Here is a 16,802-nt window from a genome sequence, read left to right as displayed (position 1 = left end):
AGGCAAAAGTAACAAAAATAGTTAAACAGTAAGTTTAGGATAACAGATATAATACTTGGTGGTAATTTTAGAAACTGTTTTCAAATTTAATTGATCAGAAGCCTTTACAACATCAGTAACTTTTCCATTATCATTTAATATTTTAATATTTTGTTTTTTAGAATCATAGGTCTGATTTTGAACGATTCCAGAATATACAAAATAATTTACATCTTGCTCATTCAGCTGGTATTCTTTCATAAAAATAGCACGTTGTTTCGCCAGTTTTTTAAGGCTGATGGGCTTATTTTTTATCTTAATCTGCAATAATTCCCTATTTAAAATCATTTCAGAAAGTTTAGAGAGCGTAAAATCTGACGAATTCTGCCATTGTTTAATTGCAGATAAAATATCTACATCATCTAGCGAAGCAAAACGATTTAAATTTGATGCGGTGAAATCATCTTTACCTATTTTATTCGTCATAAAAAACATAAGCGCATCGCTACATGCTAACTTCTCCCCTCTTGCCAACAGCTCTTTTGCTCTTTTCAAAATACTTATAAGTAGCTGTTCTGCCACTAAACCTGTTTTATGTAAATATACCTGCCAATACATAAACCTCCGGGCCATGAGAAACTTCTCCACAGAATAAATCCCTTTTCGTTCTACTACAAGCTCGTTATCTACTACATTCAACATGGTAATTAAACGTTCTGAATTAATGTTACCTTCCGCAACACCCGTGTAAAAGCTATCTCGCTTTAAATAATCTAAACGATCTATATCTAATTGACTAGAAACCAATTGATTTAAAAATTTCTTAGGATGCTCTCCTTTAAAAATAGCAATAGCTGTCTCTAGTTTACCTTTAAATTTTTCATTCAAAGATTCCATGAATTGTAGCGAAATATATTCATGACTCACCCCTTCAACAATACTATGTTCCATAGCATGCGAAAAAGGACCGTGACCAATATCATGCAATAAAATAGCACAAAGCAAGCCATCCTCTTCTTTTTCAGAAATATCAATGTCTTTTATTCGAAGAATCTGTACTGCTTGTTGCATAAGATGCATACACCCTAAAGCATGATGAAAACGCGTATGGTGTGCCCCCGGATATACCAAATAAGACATGCCCATTTGAGATATTCTACGTAAGCGTTGAAAGCTAGGTTCAGCAATCAAACTAAAAACTAAAGGCGTAGGAATGTTAATAAATCCGTAAATAGGATCATTAAAAATTTCAAGTTTCTTTAACTTTATCAAATTAAAATGATTTGTTAGCTTCAAAGTTATACAAATGATCTTTAAGTATACCATTAAAAAGCCAGAATATTAGACGGTCTAAAAGGCTTTGAATAGATTTATACAAAATACATGAATAAAATAACGATACTTTGGGTAGATGATGAAATAGATTTATTAAAATCTCACATCCTATTCTTAGAAAGTAAAAATTATATAGTAATCACCTGTAAAAGCGGACAAGAAGCTCTTGAAGAAGTAGCCAAAACTCGTTTTGATATTGTTTTCTTGGATGAAAACATGCCAGGAATCTCTGGCCTAGAGACCTTAACAGAGCTTAAAGATATAGACGCTACCCTGCCCGTTGTAATGATTACGAAGAGTGAAGAGGAATATATTATGGATGAGGCTATTGGTTCTAAAATAGCCGATTACCTTATTAAACCTGTTAATCCTAATCAAATATTACTATCACTTAAGAAAAGCTTAGACAACTCCAGATTAGTATCAGAAAAAACTACAGCAAATTACCAGCAAGAATTCAGGAAAATTGCAATGGATCTCTCTATGGTAAATTCCCATAGTGAATGGACCGATTTATATAAAAAACTGATTACTTGGGAGCTTCGCTTAGAAGAGATTGAAGATTCTAGCATGTTTGAAATACTAGAATCTCAGAAATCTGAAGCCAATAACCATTTTGGAAAATTTATTGACAAAAATTACGAAGACTGGTTTAATGTTGAAGACGGTCCCGTTTTATCACATACAGTGTTTAGAGAATTAGTAAAACCAGAATTGAAAGAACAACCTACATTATTAGTTGTTGTAGATAACTTGCGTTACGATCAGTGGTTAGCTTTTGAGGACACCGTCACACCCTTTTTTAAAAAGAAAAAGGAAACGAGCTATTTCAGTATCCTACCAACGGCAACACAATATGCCAGAAATGCCATATTCTCTGGTCTAACACCTTTAGATATGGAGAAGAAATATCCGGATTGGTGGAAAAATGATACTGATAATGGAGGTAAAAATATGTTTGAGGCCGAATTTTTAGGAGCTCAATTAAAGCGATTGGGCTTAGACTTAACTTGGGAGTATCATAAAATAAGTAGTTTAAGACAAGGGAAACAATTGTCTCAAAACTACAAATCACAAAAGAAGAATGACCTTACAGTCATCGTTTATAATTTTGTTGATATGCTTTCTCATTCTAAAACAGAGATGGAAGTTATTAAGGAACTTGCCTCTAATGATAAGGCTTACAGATCATTAACGCAGAGCTGGTTTAAAAACTCTCCGCTACTAGAAATCATTCAACAAGCACAAACTATGGGTCAAAAGCTGATTATCACTACAGACCACGGAACAATAAATGTGAAGCAGCCCTCAAAGGTAGTTGGCGACAAAGACACGAGTTTAAATTTAAGATACAAAACTGGGCGTAGTTTGTCTTACGAGAAAAAAGAAGTGTATGAAGCCACAAAACCTAGTGATATATTTTTGCCTACCATTAATATGAGTAGCTCATTTATTTTCGCAAAAAACGATTCCTTTTTTGCATATCCAAATAACTACAATCATTATGTAAGTTATTATAGAAATACATACCAACATGGAGGTGTTTCATTAGAAGAGATGATCATCCCATTTATAGTCCTAGAACCGAGGTAAATTTTGTTGATTTAATGAATTTAAAACACTAGAATAGAACCTATTCTACATAATTTCACAGCTTATTTCCTACCGATTTGTGTAAAACACACGAAAAGAGTGCATTTCATCTAATAAATGGGGAATAATGCATCACAGTTTAACGAATAATACCTATATTTACTATAGTTTCAACTAAAAACAATAGTTATGTTCAAAACAGTAGATCGATTGATGCAGTTCATCAAACATGCAGGTATGAGTGCCCGACAATTTGACCTTTCCATAGGTGCAAGTAATGGTTACACGTTAAGAATGCTAAAGAACAATGCCTCAATAGGAAGTGACGTTATAGAGAATATAGTCGCTACTTACCCTAATTTAAACTTAGTTTGGTTAATAACCGGCGAAGGAGAGATGTTAAAATCTGATGCAAATTCTTTAAATTTTAACCAATTACCGAAGGAAAAACAGTCGGAAATTGAGCAAATTATTGAGCGCAAGATTAGAGAGCGTCAAGAGAGAGAGTTACGTAGTCTTTTAAAAGATGTAACTGACGAAATTAATGCTATGGAAGACAAGAATTAAATGTCATCTATAAAATTACGCCTTGACTTTCAATGGCTTTCTTAAGCTCATTTAATCGTTCAAAATAATCCTCCTCTTTCATTGATTCCTTTTCGGATTTTAAATCCTGAAATTGGAGGATTAATTTAGTTCCCCCCAACTGACTTTTTTCAATGAGCTCCAAAATTGCATTCATTTTTTCATTCACCACTTCATTAAGATACTCTGCCCTAGTTTTGTAATTGATCCACTTTACCAAAAAGAAGATCAATACAAGCAAAGGAAATATCACCGGTATCGCCTTAAAAATTTCGACTTCGTCAAATATGGTTTCACTACCTATAATCACTTGATAAAGCTGAATAGCCACTACACTTAAATGAATTAATACAGCATATCTCCAAAGTTGTTTGGAGGTTATAAACCATATAAAAAGCAATACAAATATGGTAAGCTTAAAACTTATTAGCCAAACATAGGTCTGAAAATCACCCTCTGGAATTTTTAATTTTAAATTAATTAAAGAAACTTCATTTAAGGTAACAGGAACCCATTTATAAGAGAACGTAAGTAGCGGCAGCAATAAAACTAAAAAAAAGAGAAATACATTTTTCGTATTTGCAGTAGCCATATATATGGTATACCTAGTTGTAATGTCATGAGACAAAGTCTGCAATTCTTTTAACCGTCGGTCTAAAGAAAAAATAGTTTTAAAGGTTATATCTTCCTTGTTAATCTTGCTTTCAATAGTCTCATTTTTAGCTTTGTAATCCTGTAAACTAAGTAATTCTTTTAAGATATTAATCTGTGTAATGTTTGCAGCTGCTATTCTGTACTTCTTCATTTTTTTATCAATATAGAAAAGCAATATCAAATGTAGAGGAAATACTACAAAAGGTAATATTTCCGACAGAATTACACCGTAACCAACTACATTAAACGCACCATAAACTTGATAATAACCAATAAAAATAAATACTATCAAGGCGTATTTCCACTTATCAATCGTTGTCAAAAAAATAAAAGAAGCTAATAGGGCTAGATGAATTTTGGAAAAATAATGCCAAATACTGTATACTATAGTATCAAAAAAAACAGGCGTAATTTCAAAAAAAGGTGTTTTCCATACGGCCATATCTTTAAAAAAAAGATAAGCATACATGAAAATGCAAAGCAATAAAATAAAAAAAGTAACAATAATTTGGAAAGCTACCTTCTTTTTAAAATATAAATTCATACGTAAGGATTCTATACTTTATTATATGTACGTAGAATTAAGGCTACTGGTATGTTTAAAAGTTAATCTGTAGCTATTTTTCGTTCAATAGCAGCTTTAATTCTTAAAAGTTCTTGCTGATACGCTGCTTTAGAAAGATTTGATTGATTCTCTCGTAATGAAATTAATTCTGCTACTAAGCTATTTTCATCTTCCTCCATAGTATTTATAGCAGTTAAGACCTTCCGAATCTCCTCCTCTATTTCTTCGTTTAAAATATCATTCTTACTTTTATATTTAATGATCCTATGTAGCAGCAGAAAGGTTAATAAAATTGGTATCATGATAGGAAGCGCAGTAATTAACTCACTCTCATCGACTTTAGATTCCGTATTATTTAAACCTTTAGTAATTTGAAATACGACCATAATAATATTGAAAAAAATACCGTATTTAAGAATACCCTTAGTTGTGAAAAACCAAACTGAGAGTAAAATTAAATTATATAATTTATTCATAAAAAAGTACATGAAAATTTTTGCATTAGGAAAGTTTGTTTCATAAGAAAATATGTACAAATCAATAGTTTTAGAATTAGAAGGAATCCATTTATACAAAAAGAGTAGAAAAGGAGCAACTAACAATATTGTCCCTATAATGAAATTGCTCTTTTTATTTACTATAATTACCCCTTGAAAAAAAGGGGCTTTAATAGTATTGCTTAATAATGTTTCTAAATGCTTTATCCTTTCATGTAAATTTTTAATACCTATACTCCTTTCAATATTTTCCTGCTTTTTAAAAACACTCATATTACTAAAAACGCTCTTTTCCTTAATACTGTGATTAAGAATTTTTATTATATCAAAGGATTGCGGACTTATGTTCTGTAATGAAGACAATTTAATTCTACCTTTAAAAAAATATAGGAATAGACAGTAAAAAATTCCTAGTAAAATACTTAATTCATATATAATAGAACTTATTGCAAACTCATTAGAAACAGCTACCACAATTTGATACCAAAAATAAATTATATTTGGTAAGATCATATAACACCAATTATCTGTTATAGCTAAAAACCAAATACTTAAATAGCATAATACATAAACTGGTACAAAAATATAATACATTAAATTAGATATATTAATGTATTCTATTGTCTCCCATGTAAAATTCCAAACATTAAATACTTTTACTTCTGGAAATAATAAATAAACATACAACAGTAACGGCAAACAAAATACTAGAATCGCCCATATTAGGTTCAGTTTAAGATGTCTTCTTTGAGGAACTTTCAAAATAAAATTAGAGTTTAAAAACTGATTTAATTAACAAGGCTATTTTGAAGTTTAGATTCTAAAGCTTTCAACTGACTAAAGTAATCTTCTTTGTCTAGAGTATTCTTGTCATTTCTGAGAAGTAATAATTCTTTGATTAATCCATGCTCATTATTTCCCAAAACAGTAAGTTGTGTTAGTACCTCTTGAACCTCTTCTTCTATATCTTCATTTAAAACATCGTTCTTACTCTTATATTTTATAATTTGGTTTAACAATATAAAAGTCAGTATTACAGGAATCATTATGGGCAATGATGTTAATAACTCATGCTCATCTAATTTAGTATTAGAATTATCTAAAATTGTAAACATTTGAAATACCACAACAATTAGGTTTATAAATATACCCCACTTCATAATATTGTTAGTGGTGTAAAACCAGGTAGCCAAAAGTACTATATAGAAGAGTTTAGTATAAAAATAATACCCAAAGAGTTTTACATGCGTAAACCCTGTGTTGTAATGAAATGTTCCTAATCGCAAAATTCCATCAAGATCATCAGGAATAAAATTATAGATATATAGCATACAAGGAGCTAAAACCAATAGAACAGCTATAAAATAACCTGCTTTACCGTTTGATTTATTTCCATGTTTAAACAATGGTAATTTATTATTGTATAATAGATGCATTTCTAATTTCCTAACTTCTTCAATAAGACTATTTTTCTCGTATATGGAAGTTGTTTTAGCTGCTTTATCAGTGAACAATCGGCTCTTAATATCAAATATTCTTTTCTGTTTGAAATTAGTTTTCAATAATTTTAATATATCATAGGACAATAGTTGAATAAACGTGACTTTAAATATTTTAGATCTCCTATATACAAGGTGCAATAAAATACTATAACAAACACCTAAGCCACAGCCCACAAAATTAATGTTCTGTTCAACCTCTAATTCTTGGACAATAATTTGATTTAATTGAAATACAAAATAAATGATTGTTGGAAGTATTAAACACCTCCACCAATTTGATATTGTTAGAAACCAAATACTAACAAATACAATTACATACAAATGCCCAAAAATAAAATAAGTTAGGTATTCTGCATTTTTAAAATTTTGGATTTCATAGGTGAAAAACCAAAAATCTAAGGCAGTAGTTCTTGGAAACAGTAAGTATAGATATAGTAAAAAAGGCAAGCAAAATACTATAATAGCCAAAAGTAAGTTCAGCTTTAATAATTTCTTAGGTATAATTTTCAAATTCAGAAATGAGTTATGTATAATAAAATTAATTAAAATTACTAGTTTGCAATTTAGCTTTTATAATTTTCAATTGTTCCAAATAATCTTTTTTAACCAATGCATGTTTATTTTCTCTTAAAAGTTGCAGTTCCTGGACAAGCTTATTTTCAAGAGTGTCTAACGAATTAAGTTCTGAAATTACTTGCTGAATCTCTTGCTCTATCTCCTCATTTAAAACCTCATTTCTATTCTTGTACTTTATCAATCTATGCAATAATAGAAACGTTAATAAAATTGGAATCATAATTGGTAACGCAGTCCATAGTTCATTTTCATCTAGTTTAGATGTTTTATTATTAAGAACTTGAAACATTTGAAAAATTGCTATTATAATATTAAAAAATATACCATATTTCAAAATTGTTTTAGTTGTAAAAAACCATATACTAAGCATGAAAATATGAAAGAACTTAATGCTAAAAAAGTAAAAAAAAATATATAAACTATTAAAATGTGTATCATATTGAAAAGAACCAATCCTTAATACACTATCCTCTATTTTTGGGATAAAAATGTAACTCTTTAAAATAAATGGCGCAAGAAGTAACAAAAAAACAATTAAATATTCCATCTTAATATCTAAGCTCTTTGCAAAATACTTATAAACCAACTTGCCGTTATGTGCCAAATATGACTGTAATGTTTTTATTTTATGATTCAACCTATTGTTTTGATTCTCTCTTGCGTTTTTAGAATTCTGATCATCAATAAGCTTTTGTTTTAAAATAATTAACTTTTTTTCACTGGAATAGCTTGATATTAATTTGATAATATCAAAAGTTAACAGGTGAATAGTGTTGGCTCTATAAATTTTTAAAGTACGATGTAATAATTGTAATATTATTACGTAGAGAACTCCAATACCCACCCCAATAGAAACATGATTTTTATCTACCCCCAAAACACTTTCCAAAGTAGCATAAGCCTGAAGAGAAACTAAAACGATTGCAGGAAATATAAAATACCTCCACCAATCTATTATAGTAAGAAACCAAATTGATAAAAAGAGAATAATGTAAAATTTCCCGAAAAGAAAAAAAATGAATAAATGAGCATTTTCAAAATTTTGTAATTCATAAGAAAAAAACAAAAAGTTAACTACCTTAATTTCTGGAATTAACAAGTAAGCATACATTATAAAAGGCAAACAAAACACTATAATAGCCAAAAGTAAATTCAGCTTTAATAATTTCTTAGGTATAATTTTCAATAGGGAACTTTTTTGCCATAAATATATACCTTAAAATTGTATGTTATAAAAATATGATATGGAAAAGGAATATAAGCAAAAAGAAATTAAAGAAATAGCCAAGTTAATTATCAACCACTCGCCTTCTAAAAAGATATGCTTTCATGGTGAAATGGGAGCTGGTAAAACTACCTTAATAAAGGCTATTGTAAAAGAACTTGGCGGACAAGGCGAAGCAAGTAGTCCTACTTTTGGAATTGTGAATGAATATAATGATGCTCAAAACAATACGTTAGCCTATCATTTTGATTTTTATAGATTAAATGATGAATCTGAGGCCTTAGATTTTGGCGTGGAAGATTACTTGTACTCTAATCATTGGGTTTTTATGGAATGGCCAGATAAAATTGGAAGTCTAATTCCTGAGGATGCTACTCACCTATCCATTTCTATACGGGATACCACTACCAGAATCCTTAAAATCCCATCTTAATACCTTTAAGTATATTATTATGAAAAGTTTTAAAAAATAATTGCAACGCTTAACCCGCGGTTTTATTATGTTTATTCTGTTAAAAAAAAAATTTATCGACAATATGTAGGTTTTTAATGTTAAAATGCTTAATTTAACATTGTGAGAAAGTAATTAATGTAAATATTTTCTTACGTTTGTATCAAAATCAAATAAAAACCAACTAAAATTATTTAACGATGAACACAAAAAAATCCCTCCTAGCAATCGCAGTAATCGCATTATTCGCATTATCTTCTTGTACTTCTACAAATTCAAGTGATGATGATAAATTATATGAGAGAAGTTCTATCGATCGAACTGAAATACCAATTCCTGATGAAAAAAATAAGAATTAAATTTTAAACAAAGATTTCTATATTAAAAAGCAACTTATTCTAAAATAAGTTGCTTTTTAAGTACAATATTATATTGCGTTTTTAGTTAGTTATATAAAGTTTTTTAAAATGAATAACGATAAGGCGCGAATTAGAAAGAAGTTACTGATTGAAGGTTCACTTGCTCTACTCATCTCTCTTTCTGTGCTTATATTTTACTCCTATAAATATATACCCAATAGCTCTGAATTAGAAACATGGAATTTTTTTGGTATAAATTTCACAAAAAATGGCTACAATAAAATCTATATTGCTATCTATTATTATCTAGGTAAGTTTGTTCCTTTATATTTATTAGTTATTTGGTTTATAACCTGTAAAAATTGGTGGTATCACGCCATACTAATACCAATAGCCATGTATGCCTTTCAACTTTTTATAGGTCTTTATGGTAGTTCTTCAAGCAAAGTTGACGAAAACGAACTTCTGTATTTATTGGGCGTCTGTATGGTAATCATACCCATTGTATATTTTATCCGCGTTAAGTTATTTGATAAACATGTGCATGGTATAGATTTAGATGCTATTGATGCAGAACTTAAAGAATACAAGGAACGAGAACGCTTGCAAAAAGAACAAGACCTAAAGGGTAAAAAGTTGTAAATTTGCTTTTACTATTATTTTAGTAGTATCAATTTGTCAATTTTCATTGACTAATTTTTATATTTACAGCAAATGGATAAACCTACGTCGCCCTTTAGCAAACAACAGTTACTTCCACAAGAAGAAACCCTTGAAGTATTACGCCAAAAAGGAGAACTCTTCATTGGAATTCCTAAAGAAAATCAATATCAAGAAAAACGTATTTGTTTAACTCCTGATGCCGTAAATGCTATTACTGCAAACGGACACCGTGTTTTGCTAGAAGCAGGTGCCGGCAAAGGAGCCAATTTTACAGACGTAGAATACACCAATGCAGGTGCCGAAATTACGAGAGATACCAAAAAAGTATTTGGCTGCTCTATCTTATTAAAAGTAGAGCCACCTACCCTTGCGGAGTTGGAATTAATGAACCCGCAAACCACTATAATTTCTGCGCTCCAAATAAAAACACAATCTAAAAAGTATTTTGAAACACTTGCTAAAAAGCGCTTAACAGCAATTGCTTTTGAGTATATCATGGATGATGACGGCAAATATCCTGCGGTACGTTCTTTAAGTGAAATTGCTGGGATTTCATCCGTCCTCATCGCATCAGAAATAATGTCTAACACCAATAATGGCAACGGACTTATGTTTGGTAACATAAGCGGTGTTCCTCCCGTAGAGGTGGTTATCATAGGCGCCGGCACGGTTGGAGAATTTGCTGCACGGTCTGCAATTGGCTTGGGCGCAAATGTTAAAATCTTTGATAATTCTATTACCAAACTTAGAAATATACAATCACATTTAAAACAAACCGTTTACACGTCTACCATTCAACCAAAAAACTTACTCAAGGCTTTAAAACGTTGTGATGTTGCTATTGGTGCTACTCGCGGAAAAGATAGAGCCCCAGTTGTAGTCTCACAAACTATGGTTGAAAATATGAAAAAAGGGGCTGTGATTATTGATGTGAGCATAGATATGGGTGGTTGCTTTGAAACAAGTGAAGTTACCAGTCACGACAAACCTATTCTAGAAAAATTTGGCGTAGTGCATTATGCGGTACCAAATATCCCCTCTCGTTATCCTAAAACAGCATCTATATCTATTAGCAATATATTTACGCCTTATTTATTAAAGATTGGAGAAGATGGCGGGGTAGAAAATGCGCTTAGATTTGATAAAGGCCTGAGAAACGGACTCTATTTTTACAGAGGAATACTTACCAATAAAACTGTTGGCGAATGGTTTGACCTTTCTTACAACGATATTAATTTTCTTATTTTTTAATTCTACTGTATGTCATTTTTAAAACGATTAGGCTTCTTTATATTTGGCCTATCTATTGGTTTAGTGTTCTTAACGATATTTCTTAAAAATAAAGCTAAAGAAACAGGTACCGAATTTTGCTATTTTCCTAACTGCCGAGTTCTTAAAGATCTTCGGTCAAAATCGTACTCATATTCAGATGAAGTAACTAGAATGGTACAAGCAGGTGAGATAGATTCTATTCAAATAAAATCTTTCTTTACCGATGGTGAAGTCGATTTTGAACACAGCGATACAAAATCTACTCCTTGCAAAACCTACACCATAGAGCATGAACAAAATAGTGGCGCAATGAAAACATTAACGGTTACCAATTGCCCCACTAAAATTGTTATAGAAACTATTAAATAAGCGAGTGCTTATATTTTTCTACGTTTACGTTCTATTTTAAGTAAATTTAATTCGCGACTGGTTTGCCCAGCCACTGAGGTATTTTCCTCTGCTCTTCTAATTAAGTATGGCATAACATCTCTTACAGGTCCGAAAGGCAAATATTTAGAAACATTAAAACCACTCGCAGCAAGATTAAATGAAATATGATCACTCATACCATACAACTGACCGAACCAAATACTAGGATTATTAGGTGCTAAGTTTTTATGGTTCATTAAATCTAACATTTTATAGCAACTCTCCTCATTATGAGTTCCCATATAGATAGACATGGTATCTAAATTTTCTAACATATACGCAACAACAGTATCATAATTAGTATCGGTTGCTGCTTTAGAACCACAAATTGGAGAAGGGTAACCTTTTTCTAAGGCTCTTTCATTTTCCTTTTCCATGTATGCGCCACGAACCACCTTCATTCCTATTTTGAATCCGTCTTGTGCAGCCCTTTGTTGCAATGCCTTTAAATAATCTAAACGATCCCAACGGTATAGTTGCAAAGTATTATACACGACAACTTTTTCCTTATTGTATTTGCGCATCATTTCTTCTGCAAGTTCATCTGCTGCGTCTTGCATCCAACTTTCCTCCCCATCTATCAACAAAGCAACATCTAAGTCATAAGCCTTTTGACAGGTTTTCTCAAAACGCGCTACTACTCTATCCCATTCACTTTGCTCTTCTGCCGTAAATGGTATTCCTTCTGTCTTTTTTTGAAACAATGAAAATCTACCGTACCCTGTTGGTTTAAAAACTGCAAACGGAATTGCTTCTTTTTCTTTTACGAAATCTAAAACTTTCAAAATCATTTCTAAAGCTTCATCCAAAGGATCTTCCGTATCTTTTCCTTCTACCGAATAATCCAAAACAGAACTCACGCCTTTTGTAAATAATTTATCTACAACAGGTAAACAATCCTTTTCACTTATGCCTCCACAAAAATGGTCAAAAACGGTAGCACGTATTAAACCTTCTACTGGCAATTTAGCTTTGATTGCGAAATTTGTCATGGCCGTACCAATACGAACAAGAGGTTCATTTGCTATCATCTTGAACAAAAAATAAGCTCTTTCTAACTCTGCGTCCGTTTTCAGTGCAAAAGCTGTTGCAGTATTCTCAAAAATAGATTTCATTTCTAATAATTTATTAACGAATCAAATATAACTACTCCAAATGTATTCTTAGAACTAAAAATAGTCTTTATTTTGTAGTGCTTTTAAATTCACAGTCCTTTCTAAAGTAGTAGATTTGAACTAAAAGCTATTTAATATTAGGTTACCAAACAAAAAACACACTAATGACTTCTATAACTTCATCTTCTTACGCTGTACATTTTAATAAAAATGCATACACACTACTAAATGAACATTTGAGCAAAGCTAACTACTCAAAGATTTTTATTTTGGTGGATGAAAACACTCATAATTGTTGCTTAGCTCCTTTCATGTCTGAAATTCATGGCGATTATAATTTTGAAGTAATAGAAATAGAAGCTGGTGAAATAAATAAAAATATTGCTACATGCACACAAGTTTGGGAAGTTCTCTCTGAATTGGACGCTGATAGAAAAAGTTTAATGATTAATGTTGGAGGTGGTGTTGTTACAGATCTTGGAGGATTTGTTGCATCAACATTTAAGCGTGGTATCGATTTTATTAATGTTCCTACGACCCTTTTAGCTATGGTTGACGCTTCCGTAGGCGGAAAAACGGGTGTAGATTTAGGCTCCTTAAAAAACCAAGTGGGCGTAATTAATCAACCAGAAATGGTTTTAGTTGTTTCTAGTTTTCTACGGACCCTAGAAAAACGTCAAATGCAAAGCGGATTTGCAGAAATGCTTAAACACGGTTTAATCAAAGATAAAAACTATTGGAATGAGTTAAAAGCTTTAGATTCTTTAGAAGCTATCGACCAACTGATATACCATTCTGTAACCATTAAAAATGAAGTTGTTCTTCAGGATCCAACGGAGCAAAACATCCGTAAAATACTAAACTACGGACACACCTTAGGGCACGCAGTAGAATCTTACTATCTAGATCACCCTACATATGATTTACTTTTACATGGTGAAGCTATTGCTATTGGAATGATTCTAGAAGGCTACATATCACACAAGCTTACGGGTTTACCCAAAGAGGAATTAGCGGACATAAAAGCTACTTTTTTAAGTAATTATCCTAAAGTAAGCTTTAATACTGAAGATATTGAGGCTATTTTAAAATTATTAAAGTTCGACAAAAAGAATTCTCATGGGAATATCAATTTTGTACTCCTAAATGCCATTGGAACACCAGAAATAGATGTAAAAGTAGCACAAGAATTACTAGAAGAATCTTTTGCTTACTACAAAGATTAAGCATTACACCTACTAAAAAACAGTATTCTACAACTCTTAGTTACTACAAGAAATAAAATTGTATAGTTTAGGTATATAATCAAAAACCAACCAAACTATGTTACGTAAAATTGTAGATTACAAGAAATTAAACCATGAAGTTGCCGCATTACTAATTGAAAGTTATCCTCACGGATACGGTGATTCTGACATTATAGGATTCAAAAACATGCAGGGCGAATTAATAGAAGCTGTAGAGGTAAAAACTCAAGACATCATCTATTTAGTAAAAATTAGTAAAAGTCTTTCCAATTTCATTGCCAACTTTGATGACACCATTGAAAAGGAATTATCGGTTGTACCTAAAAATGAAACTAATGATGATTCTGAAACTGAAATTCAAGAGCATGCTTTTGAAAATGAATATGAATCAGAAGAAGGTCTTGATTAAAGGTACCGCTCCTCTATAATTCTTTTATGATGGTTTAAATGTCCAGACAAAATAAAACCAACTGCACCAACACTCATAGGCGATTCACTTGCAACCCCCCGCTTGTGCAAGTCGGCCTCCGAGAAAGAATTGAATAAAGCAATACTCGATGTGCGAACAGCTACAAACTCTTCCAGTAAGCTCTCTTTAGTTCTTTTACTTGCATTAGCTGCCACCACGTAATCATCTTGATCAAAACCAGGAAAAGAAGCTTTATCATTCCTAGAAAAACATAAAGCCCTGTATTGAAATACACGTTCGGTATCAATAATATGCAAAAGCGCCTCTGCTAAGGTCCATTTTCCTTCAGCATATGCATAATTAAGCTTTTCATGAGGAATGTAACTCACAAATTCTTCAAATTTTAATAATCCATTAGCCAATTCTTCCCTTAGAGAAACTTCGCCTAAAGCATTTATATACGTTTGATAATAGGGATTGTAGTCTTCTATCTGTAATTCTGATGTTTTCATAGCTATAAATTAAAAAAATCCCAATGAAAATAATTCCAATGGGATTTTGCTTGATTATTTGTTTTGATGTGATTACATTTCGTTGAAAATGGTATGCATCAACCTTTTCTTATCATTAATGCTTTCTTCTAAAGAAATCATTGTTTCTGTACGGCTAATACCATCAATATCATCAATTTTAAAAATGATGTTTTTTGCATGATTCGTATCTTTAGCTCTAATTTTACAGAAAATATTGAATTTACCTGTAGTAATATGTGCTACCGTTACATTTGGTATCTGATTCAAACGCTCTAATACAAATTTTGTTTGATGCGTTTTCTCTAAGAAGATACCCACATATGCTATAAAAGCATATCCAAGTTTAACATAATCTAATGTCAATGATGAACCTTTGATGATACCTGCTTCTTCCATTTTCTTAACACGTACGTGAACCGTACCCGCTGAAATCAAAAGTTTCTTTGCGATATCTGTAAAAGGAGTTCTGGTATTGTCAATTAACATATCCAGAATCTGGTGGTCTATTTCGTCTAACTTAACTTTTCCCATTCTATACTATAATTTGAGGCAAAAGTAACGAATAAAGAAATTAAATTCAATAAATCTTATATAATTTTAACAAAAACGTAATGTTTTAGTAGTATTAAAAAAAAAAATTCATTTTTTTTTAAATTAGATTAAAAATTTCTTTTTGCCTCTTTAAAGCATCTATATCCTTATTATTCAAGCAATTATAGGTTTTATGACCGTAAAAATTGCTCAAATTTCCCGTTATTTCAACAAATGGAACAAATGTCAATGCACCAGATTTGAGAGTCTCTTTAAACAAAATACCAATATCTGTTCCTATTTGTAAGCTTTTATTTACAAAATCGGCATTTTTAATAAGAATATCATAAAATAATTTACCATTTTCTGGTATCTCGAAATATTCTTTTTGGGAATAAGAGGCAATATCCTGATTTGCAATAACCTGACACCCTTTAACAATAGCGCAGAAAATGTATTTTCTCGTTTCTTCCCTCTCATAATCGCTAGGAAAGTGACCCGACTCAAACAATATAGTAGGTCTATTAAGCATTTGAAACGTATCTCCTACACAGTTAGCATTAAAACCATCATCATACCTACCCACTTGGCCAGGTATGTATTTCTGAAGCTCCTTATTCATTGCCACTATCAATTGCATGCTTACACCTCTAGAGGCAGATATACTCCGTTCTTCATCATGAGAGGGTGCTAAAAATGAAACTGTAGCAGGTTTGGAGGTTACTCCAACATTAAATATGGTACGTTGATCATGAAGATTAAAACAATAGTCGGGCTGAAATGATTCATAAGCATTTCTAAGGACTTTGCTTTCTGGCTGAGATCTATCTTGGGCATCTCTGTTCAAATCTACCTCATTAGCATTAATTCGCGTGTAAGCAGTTGCACCATCAGGATTAAGAATAGGTATGATTTTGAAAGTACAAGATGCCAAAAGGTTTTTTGCTATCTCTGAATTAGAGTCTATAAGGTTAAAAAAGTCCAATACAGCTTTTGTGGTGGTAGACTCATTCCCATGCATTTGAGACCACATCAAAATTTTAAATTTACCCGTTCCAAAAGTTACAGATTTTATCTGCTTGCCCAATACAGATTCTCCGATTACTGCAACTTCAAATAAGTCACTTAAGCCATCTAGAAAAGGAAATAACATATCATTTGTAACATACCTTCCTTGAATAGACTCCTCCTTAAAAGTGGCATGTAATGTTCTTAAATCTATCATAAAATTCACAACTAGTTTGATACAAAAGTAACACCTTAATAATTTACAATTGTATAC

18 protein-coding genes are annotated in these 16,802 nt (G+C 31.4%); 9 read left to right on the top strand and 9 right to left on the bottom strand.

The annotated features are described in order from the left end of the window. Positions 1-21 precede the first annotated feature (21 nt). On the bottom strand, positions 22-1,251 hold the full coding sequence (locus tag BLQ19_RS08415) for an HD domain-containing protein (protein ID WP_074538037.1): 1,230 nt from the start codon (positions 1,249-1,251) through the stop codon (positions 22-24). 111 nt (positions 1,252-1,362) lie between these two features. Between BLQ19_RS08415 and porX the strand changes: the two genes are divergently transcribed. After that, a complete protein-coding gene (porX, locus tag BLQ19_RS08410; RefSeq protein ID WP_074538036.1) occupies positions 1,363-2,907 on the top strand; it encodes a T9SS response regulator signal transducer PorX in 1,545 nt (514 codons plus the stop codon). Between the two features lie 213 nt (positions 2,908-3,120). Next, complete coding sequence (locus tag BLQ19_RS08405; RefSeq protein ID WP_306413725.1) at positions 3,121-3,474, top strand: hypothetical protein; 354 nt, start codon at positions 3,121-3,123, stop codon at positions 3,472-3,474. 7 nt (positions 3,475-3,481) lie between these two features. Here BLQ19_RS08405 and BLQ19_RS08400 read toward each other — a convergent pair whose 3' ends face one another. From BLQ19_RS08400 to BLQ19_RS08385, 4 genes are all read right to left on the bottom strand, one after another. Next, positions 3,482-4,297, bottom strand: coding sequence for a hypothetical protein (locus BLQ19_RS08400; protein WP_139150224.1), 816 nt, complete (start codon positions 4,295-4,297; stop codon positions 3,482-3,484). A gap of 455 nt (positions 4,298-4,752) precedes the next feature. Next, complete coding sequence (locus BLQ19_RS08395) at positions 4,753-5,970, bottom strand: hypothetical protein (protein ID WP_139150223.1); 1,218 nt, start codon at positions 5,968-5,970, stop codon at positions 4,753-4,755. A gap of 26 nt (positions 5,971-5,996) precedes the next feature. Then, complete coding sequence (locus BLQ19_RS08390; protein ID WP_139150222.1) at positions 5,997-6,770, bottom strand: hypothetical protein; 774 nt, start codon at positions 6,768-6,770, stop codon at positions 5,997-5,999. Positions 6,771-7,248: 478 nt separating this feature from the next. Next, on the bottom strand, positions 7,249-8,472 hold the full coding sequence (locus tag BLQ19_RS08385; protein WP_074538032.1) for a hypothetical protein: 1,224 nt from the start codon (positions 8,470-8,472) through the stop codon (positions 7,249-7,251). A gap of 58 nt (positions 8,473-8,530) precedes the next feature. Here BLQ19_RS08385 and tsaE point away from each other — a divergent pair, with 58 nt between their 5' ends. The 5 genes from tsaE (at position 8,531) to BLQ19_RS08360 (ending at position 11,625) form a co-directional block, all read left to right on the top strand. Continuing rightward, positions 8,531-8,944, top strand: a complete 414-nt coding sequence (tsaE, locus tag BLQ19_RS08380; protein WP_074538031.1) for a tRNA (adenosine(37)-N6)-threonylcarbamoyltransferase complex ATPase subunit type 1 TsaE — start codon at positions 8,531-8,533, stop codon at positions 8,942-8,944. Between the two features lie 218 nt (positions 8,945-9,162). Then, complete coding sequence (locus BLQ19_RS08375) at positions 9,163-9,321, top strand: peptidase m28 (protein ID WP_074538030.1); 159 nt, start codon at positions 9,163-9,165, stop codon at positions 9,319-9,321. Between the two features lie 108 nt (positions 9,322-9,429). After that, on the top strand, positions 9,430-9,963 hold the full coding sequence (locus BLQ19_RS08370; RefSeq protein WP_029445179.1) for a hypothetical protein: 534 nt from the start codon (positions 9,430-9,432) through the stop codon (positions 9,961-9,963). Positions 9,964-10,035: 72 nt separating this feature from the next. Continuing rightward, positions 10,036-11,235 carry an alanine dehydrogenase gene (locus BLQ19_RS08365; RefSeq protein WP_025615531.1) on the top strand — a complete coding sequence of 400 codons (1,200 nt, stop codon included), beginning with the start codon at positions 10,036-10,038 and terminating at the stop codon, positions 11,233-11,235. 9 nt (positions 11,236-11,244) lie between these two features. Beyond that, the gene (locus BLQ19_RS08360) at positions 11,245-11,625 is read left to right on the top strand and encodes a hypothetical protein (RefSeq protein ID WP_074538029.1); all 381 of its coding nucleotides are present in this window, start codon (positions 11,245-11,247) and stop codon (positions 11,623-11,625) included. An 8-nt stretch (positions 11,626-11,633) separates the two neighbouring features. On the opposite strand, the gene BLQ19_RS08355 is transcribed toward BLQ19_RS08360, so the two are convergent. Then, positions 11,634-12,800, bottom strand: coding sequence for a proline dehydrogenase family protein (locus BLQ19_RS08355; protein ID WP_074538028.1), 1,167 nt, complete (start codon positions 12,798-12,800; stop codon positions 11,634-11,636). 164 nt (positions 12,801-12,964) lie between these two features. On the opposite strand from BLQ19_RS08355, the gene aroB reads away from it, so the two are divergent. Beyond that, positions 12,965-14,026, top strand: coding sequence for a 3-dehydroquinate synthase (gene aroB / locus BLQ19_RS08350; RefSeq protein WP_074538027.1), 1,062 nt, complete (start codon positions 12,965-12,967; stop codon positions 14,024-14,026). 97 nt (positions 14,027-14,123) lie between these two features. Continuing rightward, the gene (locus tag BLQ19_RS08345; RefSeq protein WP_074538026.1) at positions 14,124-14,456 is read left to right on the top strand and encodes a hypothetical protein; all 333 of its coding nucleotides are present in this window, start codon (positions 14,124-14,126) and stop codon (positions 14,454-14,456) included. On the opposite strand, the gene BLQ19_RS08340 is transcribed toward BLQ19_RS08345, so the two are convergent. The 3 genes from BLQ19_RS08340 to BLQ19_RS08330 form a co-directional block, all read right to left on the bottom strand. Then, complete coding sequence (locus BLQ19_RS08340) at positions 14,453-14,968, bottom strand: DinB family protein (RefSeq protein WP_025615535.1); 516 nt, start codon at positions 14,966-14,968, stop codon at positions 14,453-14,455. The two genes, BLQ19_RS08345 and BLQ19_RS08340, sit on opposite strands and share 4 nt — an antisense overlap. 72 nt (positions 14,969-15,040) lie before the next feature. Then, positions 15,041-15,520: an Lrp/AsnC family transcriptional regulator gene (locus BLQ19_RS08335; protein ID WP_013552876.1), complete on the bottom strand. Its 480-nt coding sequence runs from the start codon at positions 15,518-15,520 to the stop codon at positions 15,041-15,043. 118 nt (positions 15,521-15,638) lie between these two features. After that, positions 15,639-16,745, bottom strand: a complete 1,107-nt coding sequence (locus BLQ19_RS08330) for a M14 family metallopeptidase (RefSeq protein ID WP_074538025.1) — start codon at positions 16,743-16,745, stop codon at positions 15,639-15,641. Positions 16,746-16,802: the final 57 nt, after the last annotated feature.

The organism is Cellulophaga baltica (assembly GCF_900102165.1).
In the GTDB taxonomy this organism is placed as follows: domain Bacteria; phylum Bacteroidota; class Bacteroidia; order Flavobacteriales; family Flavobacteriaceae; genus Cellulophaga; species Cellulophaga baltica.
This window is presented reverse-complemented; position numbering and strand designations above follow the sequence as displayed.

What these genes read in the sequence shown, in the direction of transcription:
- tsaE (WP_074538031.1), top strand. Translation starts at nt 8,531, where the DNA reads ATGGAAAAGGAATATAAGCAAAAAGAAATTAAAGAAATAGCCAAGTTA.
- BLQ19_RS08370 (WP_029445179.1), top strand. Translation starts at nt 9,430, where the DNA reads ATGAATAACGATAAGGCGCGAATTAGAAAGAAGTTACTGATTGAAGGT.
- BLQ19_RS08375 (WP_074538030.1), top strand. Translation starts at nt 9,163, where the DNA reads ATGAACACAAAAAAATCCCTCCTAGCAATCGCAGTAATCGCATTATTC.
- aroB (WP_074538027.1), top strand. Translation starts at nt 12,965, where the DNA reads ATGACTTCTATAACTTCATCTTCTTACGCTGTACATTTTAATAAAAAT.
- BLQ19_RS08400 (WP_139150224.1), bottom strand. Translation starts at nt 4,297, where the DNA reads ATGAAGAAGTACAGAATAGCAGCTGCAAACATTACACAGATTAATATC.
- BLQ19_RS08330 (WP_074538025.1), bottom strand. Translation starts at nt 16,745, where the DNA reads ATGATAGATTTAAGAACATTACATGCCACTTTTAAGGAGGAGTCTATT.
- BLQ19_RS08365 (WP_025615531.1), top strand. Translation starts at nt 10,036, where the DNA reads ATGGATAAACCTACGTCGCCCTTTAGCAAACAACAGTTACTTCCACAA.
- BLQ19_RS08335 (WP_013552876.1), bottom strand. Translation starts at nt 15,520, where the DNA reads ATGGGAAAAGTTAAGTTAGACGAAATAGACCACCAGATTCTGGATATG.
- porX (WP_074538036.1), top strand. Translation starts at nt 1,363, where the DNA reads ATGAATAAAATAACGATACTTTGGGTAGATGATGAAATAGATTTATTA.
- BLQ19_RS08360 (WP_074538029.1), top strand. Translation starts at nt 11,245, where the DNA reads ATGTCATTTTTAAAACGATTAGGCTTCTTTATATTTGGCCTATCTATT.
- BLQ19_RS08405 (WP_306413725.1), top strand. Translation starts at nt 3,121, where the DNA reads ATGCAGTTCATCAAACATGCAGGTATGAGTGCCCGACAATTTGACCTT.
- BLQ19_RS08345 (WP_074538026.1), top strand. Translation starts at nt 14,124, where the DNA reads ATGTTACGTAAAATTGTAGATTACAAGAAATTAAACCATGAAGTTGCC.
- BLQ19_RS08355 (WP_074538028.1), bottom strand. Translation starts at nt 12,800, where the DNA reads ATGAAATCTATTTTTGAGAATACTGCAACAGCTTTTGCACTGAAAACG.
- BLQ19_RS08340 (WP_025615535.1), bottom strand. Translation starts at nt 14,968, where the DNA reads ATGAAAACATCAGAATTACAGATAGAAGACTACAATCCCTATTATCAA.